Below are 11,529 nucleotides of genomic sequence, written 5' to 3' on the forward strand. Positions count from 1 at the left end.
GCTGTTCTCGCCGTCGCGGGGCCGTTCGGCGCGCCGCGCGGGCAGCGAAGACGTGCCGGCAGGAAAATCGGTGCTGCAGGCCCCGGACGGCGCCGTGCGCAGCGTGCTGAGCAACCGCGAGGCCGGCGTGCTGGACGTGGCGGCCATGCGGATCGGCCCCTGACCGGACGCTGTCCCGATCCGGTGGGATAATACGAAGCTTTCCCCCGCGCGCCGCCTCGCCTGGCGGCGATTCCGTCCTGCTCATACATGAGACGAAGTCATGGCCGTTAATCTGCAGATCCCCTCCGAGTCCGAAATTTTTCCTGTTGCCGGCGTTGAAATCGGCGTTACCGAGGCCGGCATCCGCAAAGCCAACCGACGCGACCTGACCGTATTCCGCTTCGCGCCGGGCACCAGCGTGGCCGGCGTGTTCACGCGCAACCGCTTCTGCGCCGCGCCCGTGCAGGTCTGCCAGGCCCATCTGGCCACCGGCGGCCCGATCAGCGCCCTGGTCATCAACACCGGCAACGCCAACGCCGGCACCGGCGAGGAAGGCCTGCAGAAGGCCAAGGACACCTGCGCCGCGCTGGGCAAGCTGCTGGGCGTGCCCGCCGCCGAAATCCTGCCCTTCTCCACCGGCGTCATCCTCGAGCCGCTGCCGCTGGACCGCCTGGTCGCCGGCCTGCCGGCCGCCATCGCCGACCTGGGTGCCGACCACTGGTTCAGCGCCGCCCACGGCATCATGACGACCGACACGCTGCCGAAGATCTCTTCGGCCAAGGTCCAGATCGGCGGCAAGACCGTCACCTTCACCGGCATCAGCAAGGGCGCCGGCATGATTCGGCCCAACATGGCCACCATGCTGAGCTTCCTGGCCACCGATGCCGGCATCGCCCAGCCGCTGCTGGCCAAGCTGGCCGGCGAAATCGCCGATGCCTCGTTCAACCGCATCACGGTGGATGGCGACACCTCCACCAACGACTCCTTCATCATCGCCGCCACCGGCAAGTCCGGCGTCGAAGTGAATGCCGAATCCGATCCGGCCTACGCCGCCGTGCGCGAGGCCCTGACCGCCGCGGCGCTGGAATTGGCCACCAAGATCGTGCGCGACGCCGAAGGCGCCACCAAGTTCATGACCATCCGCGTGGAAGAGGCCGGCAACACCGAGGAAGCGCTGAAGGTGGCGTACGCCGTGGCCCACTCGCCGCTGGTCAAGACCGCTTTCTTCGCGTCTGACCCCAACCTGGGCCGCATCCTGGCCGCCGTGGGCTACGCCGGCATCGACGACCTGGACGTCTCCAATATCCGTCTGTGGCTGGACGAGGTGCTGGTGGCCAAGGACGGCGGCCGCAACCCCGCCTACCAGGAAGCCGACGGCCAGCGCGTGATGAAGCAGGCCGAGATCCAGGTGCGCATCGCGCTGGGCCGCGGCCAGGTCAGCGACACGGTCTATACCTGCGACTTCTCGCACGAGTACGTGTCCATCAACGCCGACTACCGTTCCTGATCCGCAACTTCCTGGACTGCAGACGTGACCGCAACCGAGTTCTCCACCCTTATCCAGCGCGCCGAGCGCGTGCTGGCGCAGCTGGAAGCCTGGCTTCCGCCCGCAACGCCCGAAATCGACTGGACCGCCCACGCCTACCGCTGGCGCAAGCGCGGCGCCCGCGGCTGGCTGGACGCCGTGCGCCACGTAGCGCGCATCGACATGGCCGACCTGCAGCATATCGAGCGCCAAAAGGGCATCATCGACCGCAACACGCTGCAGTTCCTTGAGAAGAAGCCGGCCAACAACGTGCTCATGACCGGGGCCCGCGGCACCGGCAAGAGCTCGCTGGTCAAGGCCATGCTGGCCGCCTACGGCGACCGCGGGCTGCGCCTGATCGAAGTGGACAAGTCGGATCTGGGCGACCTGGCCGACATCGTCGAGCTGGTCGCCGCCCGCCCCGAACGCTTCATCGTGTTCTGCGACGACCTGTCGTTCGAGGAAGGCGAAGCCGGCTACAAGGCGCTGAAATCGGTGCTGGACGGTTCGGTGTCGGCCTCGGGCGACAACGTACTGATCTACGCTACCTCCAACCGGCGCCACCTGATGCCGGAATACATGAGCGAGAACCTGGCGGCCAAGCACCAGCCCGACGGCGAAATCCACCCCGGCGAAACGGTCGAGGAAAAGATCTCGCTGTCCGAGCGCTTCGGCCTGTGGCTGTCGTTCTACCCCTTCAAGCAGGACGATTACCTGGACATCGTCTACCACTGGCTGCGCGAGCTGGGCTGCCCGGAAGCGCAGATCGAACCCTCGCGCACCGAGGCGCTGCAATGGACCATCGAGCGCGGTTCGCGTTCGGGCCGCGTGGCGTACCAATTCGCGCGCGACTGGGCGGCCCGTCATGTCTGAAAAGATCGTCGACGTCGCCGCCGGCCTGATCCTGCGTCCGGACGGCATGCTGCTGCTGGGCCAGCGCCCCGAAGGCAAGCCCTGGGCGGGCTGGTGGGAACTGCCGGGCGGCAAGCTCGAGCCCGGCGAAACCGTGCTGGAAGCGCTTGCGCGCGAACTGCAGGAAGAAATCGGCATCCGCGTCACGCAGTCGCGCCCCTGGGTCACCTATGTGCACGCCTACCCCCACACCACGGTGCGCCTGGCTTTCTGCCATGTCACCGGCTGGGAAGGCGAACCGCGCAGCCTGGAAAACCAGCGCCTGGAATGGGTCGATCCGACCCGCGCGACCGAGGTTGGCGATCTGCTGCCCGCCACGCTGCCGCCACTGCGCTGGCTGCAACTGCCCACCTCCTACGGCATCAGTTCCGTGGGTTCGCGGGCGGGCGTGGCCGCCTTCCTGGGGCGGCTGGACGCGGCGCTGGCTCGCGGCGTGAAGCTGGTGCAGCTGCGCGAACCGCAATGGCCGGACGGCGCGGCCTCCCCTTCGCTGCATGAAGTGCTGCAACAGGTGCAGAAGCGCTGCCGCGCCGCGGGCGCCCGGGTGCTGGTCAACAGCGTCCATCCCGCCGCCTGGTGGCGCGAAGCCGACGGCGTGCATCTGCGCGCGGCCGATGCCGCGAGACTGACGGCGCGGCCGGAACTCCCCGCTGGCGCGCTGGTCGGCGTATCGGCCCATGACAACGCCCAGGTCGTCCACGCCCGCGAACTCGGCGCCGACTTCGCGGTACTGGGTCCGGTGCTGGACACGCCCAGCCACCCCGGCGCGGCGACGCTGGGATGGGAAGGCTTCGTCGAAGGCAATCGCGACGCCGGCATTCCGGTGTTCGCGCTGGGCGGCCAGTCCACCCAGACCGTGTCTCAAGCGCTGCGCCACGGCGCACACGGGATCGCAGGGATACGTGGGCTGATCTGAGCGCTGCGACGAGCTTGGCGGGCCCTGCCTGCCGGCTCGTCGATCACCTGCGGCGCCCCGCCACGTCAAGCCGGCGGCCCATCACTAGATTGACGGCGCTCCCCCTATTCAGGGCATGACGGCGGCTTGCACCCTGCGCCGCGACACGCTCTCCCACGCCGCCACCAGGATCATGATCAAGGTGGTCAGGCCGCCCACCATGAGGTTGTCGGTCACGAAGGCGATCGGCGCCAGAACAGCCAGCAGCACCAGCCCCGCCACGTGCGACAGCGGGAAACGGCCGTAGACCACGGTCTTGTAGATGCCGTTGCCTGCCAGGTATAGCGCCGGGCCGCCGATCAACGCCGCGGCGGCCGGCATGGCGATGCGCCCGTCCGGATGCAGTATGACCAGCTCGTTGGCCACGGCGGACACGATCACCCCGGCGATCAGAATGACATGCACGTAGTGGAACCAGGCGCCGATGCGGCCCGGATCGTCGGAATGCACGATGGCCTCGCTGCCATCGCGGCTGCTGGTGTCGAAGTACACCCACCACATGGCGGCCGTGCCCAGGAAGGCCGCCAGCAGCGCGATCAGCGCCGGCGCGTTCCAATGCTCCAGGTCAGCCATCGTGGCCCCGGTAATGAGCAGGGTTTCGCCCAACGCGACAATAACGAACAGCTGGCAGCGCTCCGCCAGGTGGCCGCCCTCGATCGTCCATTCACGCGTGGAGGAATGGCCCAGGCCGGGAAAGCGGAAGCCGATCATGGGCGACAAGTATTCGCAGGCCACCGCCAGCGCCCACAGCGCCAGCCGCGTGCCGTCCTGAGACAAGCCGCCGGCGATCCACAAGACCGCCGACACGCACAGCCAGGCCAGCATGCGGCGGAAATTGGGCGCCAACGGATGCCCGGACCCAAGATGCAGCACGATGAACAGGGTACGGCCCACCTGGATCAGCACATAGCTGACCGCGAACACCAGCCCGGTGGCGCCGAAAGCGCCGGGCAAGGCCGCGCCGGAGACCAGCCCGGCCAGCATCACGGCGAACAGCATGACGCGCATGGGCACGGCGTCGGGGTCGAACCAGTTGGTGACCCAGCAGGTGTACTGCCAGCCCAGCCAGACGGCGAACCACAGCACCAGGGCGTGGAGCGCGCCCATCAGGGTCAGATCGTGCAGCAGGCTGTGGGAGATCTGGGTAACCGCGAAGACGTACACCAGGTCGAAGAAGAGCTCGACGAAGGTGACGCGGGCTTCGTGCCCGTCGCGGCGGCGCAGCAGGTTGGCGCTTGCGAAAAAGGTCATGGCATAGGCTGGCTGGTGATGGTGGCGCAGCCAGATTAGCGCAAGGCAGACCGCGCCGAACCGTCAAATTATGCAAAGCCCGGCGGGCGTGGCGGCGACGCCACGCGCCGGGTTCTGCCGGGCCTGGATACCGACCTCACGGGCAGGGACCCACGCGCATGCAGCGCAAGGCTGGCTGCGCCCTGCGGTAAGCCGTCATAGGCAGACTTCACATGGCGCGCTATAAAAGATCCGCCACGCAAGTACCAAGGAGCGTTCCATGAAACCAGCATTTGCCTACAAAACACGCCATAGCCGCGCCGCCAGCCTACGAAGCAGCACTGCCCGGCCAGCCAGTCGGGCTCCGGGGTATGGCCTCACCATCGACGAACGACAAGTCCCGACGTCAGCCGACAAATCGTGGGACGCCTGGTTCGCCGGCGAGCCGGCTACGGCCGACTTTCTCAACGACCGCGGACAGCCCGTGAATAGAGCAGGAAGGCATCCATGACACTGAAGTTCGTACTCGACACAAACACCTGCATCTTTACCATCAAGAACAAGCCGCAGGCAGTGCAGCACGCGTTCAACCGAAGGCGGGGCCAGCTATGCGTCAGTGCGATCACTGCAATGGAACTCGCTTACGGCGCTGAAAAATCAGCGGCGCCCGTGCGCAATCATGCCGTTGTCGATGGATTTCTTGAACGCCTCGAGGTCCTCGAGTACGACCGCGCGGCAGCTACAGACTCTGGCCAGCTTCGAGCAGAGCTGGCACGCGCCGGCACGCCTATCGGACCGTACGATGCAATGATCGCCGGCCAGACCCGCTCGCGGGGCCTCGTGCTTGTTACCAACAACACGCGTGAGTTTTCCCGCGTTGCTGGGCTGCGGCTGGACGATTGGACGCTATGATTCCCGGCCCGGTCCAGGCATCGGAATCGGTCCGATACCGCACCGAACCTCGCCGTCAGTCAATCTTGTAATCCATCCAAGACGCAACCATCTCGCGCAGCCCGCCGCCATCATCGAAGGCCTCGCGCCCGCCCTCGGCCTTGTTGCGGCCCAGTTCCAGGATGTACATGTAGTCGGACACTTCGGCGCAGCGGCGCACGTTCTGGTCCACCAGCACCACCGTCATGCCCTCGTCGGCAAAGCCGCGGATCAGCGTGTAGATCTCCTTGGAGATCTTGGGCGCCAGCATGGCGGTGGGCTCGTCCAGCAGGATGACCGACGGCTCGATCAGCAAGGCCCGGCCGAACTCCACGAAGCGCTGTTGTCCGCCGCTCATGCTGGAGACGGGATCGTCGCGCTTCTGCGCCAGGATCGGAAAGCGGTCGTAGACCGAGTCGATGCGTTGGCGCACCCTGGTCTTGTCCTTGCGGAACGGCCAGCAACCCAGCAACAGGTTGTCGTGCACCGACAGCTCGCCGAACAGGCTGCGGTGCTGCGGCACGAAGGCCACGCCGTGACTGGCGCGCTCGTGCGAGGGTTGCGCGCTGATGTCCGCGCCGCGCAGGGTAATGCGGCCGGTGCGCGGCGGCAGGAAGCCGAACATGGTCTTCAGCACCGTGGACTTGCCGGCGCCGTTGGGGCCGATGACGCCGGTCACCTTGCCCGCGCGCGCCTGGATGTTGACGTGGTTCAGGATGGTGATGTCGCCGTGGTAGGCCACGGTCACGTCTTCCAGCGCGAGTATCGACGTGCTCATGTCAGGCTCCCAGATAGGCTTCGACCACGCGGGGGTCGGCGCGCACTTGCTCGGCGTTGCCCTGGCTCAGGATGGCGCCTTCGTTCATGACGATGATGTGGTGGGACAGCTGGTAAATCGAGGTCAGGTCGTGCGACACCAGCACCACCGAGCAATCGTGCTCGCCCGGCAGTTCGCGGATGACCGAGATCAGCAGTTGCGCCAGCGCCGGATTGACGCCCGCGAAGGGCTCGTCCAGCAACACCACCTTGGGCCGCGCCACCATGATGCGCGCCAGCTCCACCAGCTTCTGCTGTCCGCCGGACAGCTCTTCCGCGTAGTTGTGGCGCAGCCGGTGTAACTCGACCTTGTGTAGCCAGTATTCGGATTGCGCATAGCGCTCGTCGGCGCTGCGGCCGGTCTGCTGCTGCGCGACTTCCAGGTTGTCCAGCAGGGTCAGCTGGCGGAAGATGCGCGGCACCTGGAAAGTGCGGCCCACCCCCAGCCGCGCGACCTCGTGGATCTGCTTGCCGGCGATGTTCTGGCCGTCGAGCTCGATGCGGCCTTCGTCCGGCGTGTAGATGCCGTTGATGCAATTGAGCATGGTGGTCTTGCCCGACCCGTTCATGCCGATGATGCCCAGGATGGAACCCCGTGGCACGTCCACGTCCACGCCCTGCAAGGCCACCAGCCCGCCGAAGCGCTTCTTGAGATTGCTGACTTTCAACATGTGTCAGGCTCCTGTTAGCGCAACGCCTGGCGGCCGAAGAGGCCGCTGGGGCGAATGAAGATGGTGGCAACCATGAGCGTGAAACCGCAGATGGTGGCGATGGAAGGATTGAAGAACACCACCGACACCTGCTCCGTGACGCCGAACAGCAGCGCGCCCACCAGCGCCCCCACCGGATGGCCCAGGCCGCCCAGCACGATGACAATGAAGCCGATCAGGGTGTAGTCGTTGCCCATGAACGGCGAGAACGCTGGGAACACCATGGCCACCAGCACGCCGCTGGCCGCGGCCAGGCCTATGCCCAGCCCGAAGGCCACGGCGGACAGGCGTTCGGCGTTGATGCCGACGATGCGCACCGCGTCGCGGTTCATGATGATGGCGCGCAGCGCCTTGCCCAGCTGGCTGCGGTACAGGAACACCGTCAGCGCGCCGATGATGGCCAGCGCGATGACCAGCGCCAAGAGGCGCACGGTGGGGATCAGCACCGGCCCGAACTTCAGGAACACGGGTTCGATCTCATAGGGCAGCGAGCGCGCATCCGCGTCGAACACCAGCAGCATGATGGCGCCCAGCATGATGGACACGCCGAACATCAGCAGCAGCGAGCTGATCTCGGGATCGTCTGCCTTGGACAGGCGCGGAATCAGCACGAAGTAAAGCAGGTAGCCCGCCAGGAAGAACGCGGCGAAGGCCAGCGGCAGCGCCACCAGCGGGTTGATGCCGGCATACTCCATCAGATAGAAGGCGAAGTAGGCGCCCAGCACCAGGAATTCGCCGTGCGCGAAGTTGACCACGCGCAGCACGCCGAAGATCACGTTCAGCCCCACGCCGATCAGGCCGTAGATGGCGCCCAGGATCAGGCCGTTGATCAGCCCTTGGATAATCAGTCCGGTCATGGCGGTTCCTCAGGCGATGTAGCGGCGCAGTTGCGGCTTGCGTTTGATCACGCTGCCGACGATGCCGCGCGGCAGGAACAACATCAGCAGCACGATGATCAGGCCCAGCAGCAGCAGGTTTACCACCGGGAATTTCTGCCAGATCACGTGGTCGATGCCCAACAGCGCCAGGGTGCCGACGACCGGCCCGAGGATGGTGCCGAAGCCGCCCGCCATGGCGTAGATGATGCTCTTGGCGGTGATCAGCACGTGGAAGGCGTATTCCGGATCCACCACGTTGGTGTACCAGGCCTCGATGCCGCCAGCCAGCGCAGGAAACAGCGCCGCCAGCAGCCAGGCCTTGAGCCGCGTGTTAGGCACATGGATGCCGACGCAGGCCGCCGCGCCGTCGTCGTCGCGGATGGCCTTGAGCGCACGGCCCAGGCTGGACACCGACAGCCAGGTGACGGTGGCCAGGGTGGCGCCCATCACCGCCAGCATGGCGTAGTAGCTATGCGTGGGGTTGTTGGCGTTGGACAGGATGATGCCCATGCTGCCGCCAGTGAAGGACTGCGGCAGGTTGGAGATGATGAGCTTGACGATGGTGGCCAGCGCCAGGCTCACGATGCCGAAGTACACCCCGCGCAAGCGCAGCGTGGGCGCCAGCAGCAGCGCGATCGCCACGCCCACGCCGCCCGCCGCCAGCAACGACGGCAGGATGGGCCAGCCCAGGATCTTGTAGCAGATGCCGGTGGCGTAGGAACCCACGCCGTAGAACACCACATAGCCGAACGGCAGGTAGCCGGTAAAGCCGACGCAGATATTCATGGCGCTGGCCATGGTGATCCACAGCATCAGGTAGAACGCGAACGAGATGTTCGACGTCGCCATCGGGATCAGGGCCAGGCCCGCGGCCAGGCCGGCAAAGACGATGATGGCGATGCGGGTGCGCAACCGCACTGCGCGCTGATCCTGCGCGCGATGCGAGGCGGCGCCCGCCGCCAGGACGGGACTGCTGCTCATATGTCTTCCTCCGGGCCGTTTCCGGGTTGGACGGCCGCTTTATTTGGAGGCGATTATGACCAGTTCAAACCATAACTGCAAGTTAAGGACTAACCCTTATTTTTGGCCGGAAAGGCCTCAGCCAGCACTTCGCGCAGCTCCTTGATGAACTCCAGCGCAATAGCCGAGGGCTCGCGGTTGCTGGCATAGACGGCCGAAATATTCAGGGGGATGCGCTCGGCCAGCGGCACGATGACCACGTCCGGCATGGTGTTCTGCATGACCGTGAATTCATCGACGATGGCGATGCCCACCCCGGCATTCACCAGGGCGCAGGCCAGCTGGCTCCAGGGCACGTCGGCACACATGCGGCACGGCAGGCCCGCCTGCTCGAAGGCGCCCAGCACCAGCATGCCAAAAGGCATGCGGGTACCCACCACGATGTGCGGATGCGGCGACAGGTCGGCCAGGCTGACCTCGGCGCGGCCCGCCAGCGGATGCGCCTTGGGGATGGCGGCCACCATGCGCCCCACGTGCAGGGGCTGGGACGTGAGGAAGGGATGGTCAGCCTGCATCACCACCAGCCCCAGCTCGGCCTCGCCTTGCAGCACGTCGGTGATCAGGGTGGGCAGCGCCGTCGTATTCAACCGCAGCAGCAATTCGGGATGGCGCCGCTGGAAGCGCGCCACGGCGCGCGGCACCAGGAACTGGGCCAGGCTGGGAATGGACGCCAGCCGGAGCACCCCCGTGCCGTGCTCCGCCAACGCATCAGCCAGGTCGTTGACGCGCTGCATCATGCGCTGCGTTTTCTCGATTTCCTCAAACAGGCTCTGCACTTGCGAGGTCGGCCGGAGCTTGCCGCGGACCCGCTCGAAGAGGGTCACCCCCATCGCCTTCTCGGTATGCGCCAACATCCGGCTGACCGCCGGCTGCGAAATATTCAGCAGCCGGGCAGCACCGCTGATGGATCCGGCCATGACGATGGCCCACAACATTTCGGTCTGTCGGTAATTCAATTTATTCAAGGCGTGCGCTCCATGCCTATTTGTTATACGCTATCTCGCGTGTTGAGCAAACATTGCCCAGCACCAGGCCTCTGTCCGATGGTCCGCCACGGAACGCGGGGCCGCATACCAAAAACGATAGGAGACCTCCCATGCACGCTAAACCCTGGCTGTTCCGCTTACCGGCGCTGGCTCTTGCCGTCGCCGCCCTGACCCCTGCCCTGGGCGCCGCCCAGACCTCGGACAAGATCCGAGTCGGCATGACGGTATCGTCCACCGGCAGCTTCGCGCTGGCCTCGCAGTCGGGCGTGCGCGGCGTCGAACTGTGGGTCGACGACGTCAACCGCCGCGGCGGCATCGAAGTCAAAGGCAAGAAGTACCCGGTAGAACTGGTCAAGCTGGACGACCGCAGCGACAAGCAGATGGTGACGCGCGTTTACGAACGCCTGATTGTCGATGAAAAAGTGGATCTGGTGTTCGCGCCCTTCGGCTCCACGCTGACCGCCGCGGCCGCCACCGTCACCGAGCGCCTGGGCAAGTACATGATGGTCTGGTCCGCCGCCAGCGACGATCTGTACAAGCAGGGTTTCAAGAACATGGTGTCGGGCACGCAGATGCCGGTGTCGGCCATGCTGCGCGCCAACATGGAGCTGGCCGCCAACCAGGGCGTGAAGAAGATCGCCCTGCTGTATTCGGATGAACCGTTCCCCGCGGGCCTGGCCGAAGGCGGCAAGGAGCAGGCCGCCAAGAACGGCATGGAAGTCGTGCTGTTCGAGAAGTACCCCAAGGGCCAGAAGGACTTCAGCACCATCCTGCAGAAGGCCCGCGCGGCCGGCGCCCAAGCGCTGGTGCCGACCTCGTACGAGGGCGACCTGATCAGCATGACCCGGCAGATGAAGCAGCTGGACATCAACTTCCCCTATGTCTTCATGGTCTACGCGTCGACCCCGCAATTCCAGGCCATCGGCGCGGACTCCAATTACATCTACAGCCACACCAACTACCACCCCGCCATCAACTGGAAGGTCAACGCCGGCATGACGCGCGAGCAATTCGCCGCCGCCTATGACCAGCGCTTCCCCAAGGCCGAGTTCCCGCCCGATTTCCAGACCGCGCTGGCCTATGGCGCGGGCGCGCTCACCGAGGAAATCGTCAAGCAGGCCGGCAATACCGACGCGGCCGCGCTGAAGAAGGCCTCGCTGGACCTGTCGGGCAAGCTCACCGTCATGGCCGGCCCCTACGCCATCGACGAAACGGGCAAGCAGCTGCTGATGCCCTTCCCCGTGGTGCAGTTGCTGCCGGGCAAGGGCATGGTGCCTGTGTGGCCCGCGGATGTGGCCACGCAGAAGCCGGTTTACCCCGCCCCCGACTGGAACAAGCGCTGAGCGCGCAAGCAGGAAGACGGCGCGCGGCAGTCCGCGCGCCGGTCTGACATCACCCGAGGAAAACATGTCTGACATTGCATTTGCCACGCTCAGCGAACTTGCGCAGGGCCTGGCCGAAGGCCGCTACAGTTCGGTGGAACTGGCGCGGCACTACCTGGACCGCATCGACCGCGCCAATCCGGCGCTGGGCGCCTACGTCAGCGTCGACCGCGAAGGCGCGCTGCGCCTGGCCGAAGCCGCCG

At 66.1% G+C, this 11,529-nt stretch carries 11 protein-coding genes and 1 pseudogene; 6 read left to right on the forward strand and 6 right to left on the reverse strand.

Features of this window, described 5'->3' with window-relative positions; genetic code table 11:
* Positions 1-262: 262 nt before the first annotated feature.
* The 3 genes from argJ to VIR09_RS20940 are packed head-to-tail and all read left to right on the forward strand — an operon-like array spanning position 263 to position 3,335.
* Positions 263-1,489, forward strand: coding sequence for a bifunctional glutamate N-acetyltransferase/amino-acid acetyltransferase ArgJ (argJ, locus tag VIR09_RS20930; protein ID WP_332014595.1), 1,227 nt, complete (start codon positions 263-265; stop codon positions 1,487-1,489).
* Between the two features lie 24 nt (positions 1,490-1,513).
* A complete protein-coding gene (locus VIR09_RS20935; RefSeq protein WP_207471101.1) occupies positions 1,514-2,380 on the forward strand; it encodes an ATP-binding protein in 867 nt (288 codons plus the stop codon).
* Positions 2,373-3,335: a Nudix family hydrolase gene (locus VIR09_RS20940; protein WP_332014596.1), complete on the forward strand. Its 963-nt coding sequence runs from the start codon at positions 2,373-2,375 to the stop codon at positions 3,333-3,335. The genes VIR09_RS20935 and VIR09_RS20940 overlap by 8 nt, the downstream gene beginning before the upstream one ends.
* Positions 3,336-3,443: 108 nt before the next feature.
* Here the strand turns inward: VIR09_RS20940 and VIR09_RS20945 are convergent, their stop codons facing one another.
* Entirely contained in the window at positions 3,444-4,625 is a 1,182-nt protein-coding gene (locus VIR09_RS20945; protein WP_332014597.1) for a low temperature requirement protein A, read from the reverse strand.
* A 486-nt stretch (positions 4,626-5,111) separates the two neighbouring features.
* Between VIR09_RS20945 and vapC the strand changes: the two genes are divergently transcribed.
* Positions 5,112-5,516 carry a type II toxin-antitoxin system tRNA(fMet)-specific endonuclease VapC gene (gene vapC, locus VIR09_RS20950; RefSeq protein ID WP_332014598.1) on the forward strand — a complete coding sequence of 135 codons (405 nt, stop codon included), beginning with the start codon at positions 5,112-5,114 and terminating at the stop codon, positions 5,514-5,516.
* Positions 5,517-5,571: 55 nt separating this feature from the next.
* On the opposite strand, the gene VIR09_RS20955 is transcribed toward vapC, so the two are convergent.
* From VIR09_RS20955 to VIR09_RS20975, 5 genes are all read right to left on the reverse strand, one after another.
* A complete protein-coding gene (locus VIR09_RS20955) occupies positions 5,572-6,312 on the reverse strand; it encodes an ABC transporter ATP-binding protein (protein ID WP_332014599.1) in 741 nt (246 codons plus the stop codon).
* 1 nt (position 6,313) lies between these two features.
* On the reverse strand, positions 6,314-7,021 hold the full coding sequence (locus tag VIR09_RS20960) for an ABC transporter ATP-binding protein (protein WP_013391320.1): 708 nt from the start codon (positions 7,019-7,021) through the stop codon (positions 6,314-6,316).
* Positions 7,022-7,035: 14 nt separating this feature from the next.
* A complete protein-coding gene (locus VIR09_RS20965; protein WP_059373997.1) occupies positions 7,036-7,917 on the reverse strand; it encodes a branched-chain amino acid ABC transporter permease in 882 nt (293 codons plus the stop codon).
* Positions 7,918-7,926: 9 nt separating this feature from the next.
* Positions 7,927-8,919, reverse strand: a complete 993-nt coding sequence (locus tag VIR09_RS20970; RefSeq protein WP_332014600.1) for a branched-chain amino acid ABC transporter permease — start codon at positions 8,917-8,919, stop codon at positions 7,927-7,929.
* Positions 8,920-9,008: 89 nt separating this feature from the next.
* Positions 9,009-9,893, reverse strand: coding sequence for a LysR family transcriptional regulator (locus VIR09_RS20975; protein ID WP_332014602.1), 885 nt, complete (start codon positions 9,891-9,893; stop codon positions 9,009-9,011).
* Positions 9,894-10,054: 161 nt separating this feature from the next.
* On the opposite strand from VIR09_RS20975, the gene VIR09_RS20980 reads away from it, so the two are divergent.
* Positions 10,055-11,287, forward strand: coding sequence for an amino acid ABC transporter substrate-binding protein (locus tag VIR09_RS20980; RefSeq protein WP_332014601.1), 1,233 nt, complete (start codon positions 10,055-10,057; stop codon positions 11,285-11,287).
* A gap of 64 nt (positions 11,288-11,351) precedes the next feature.
* A pseudogene (locus VIR09_RS20985) lies at positions 11,352-11,529 on the forward strand (amidase); the annotation flags it as partial.

This window comes from Achromobacter sp. (genome assembly GCF_036567245.1).
Classification (GTDB): Bacteria; Pseudomonadota; Gammaproteobacteria; order Burkholderiales; family Burkholderiaceae_B; genus Achromobacter.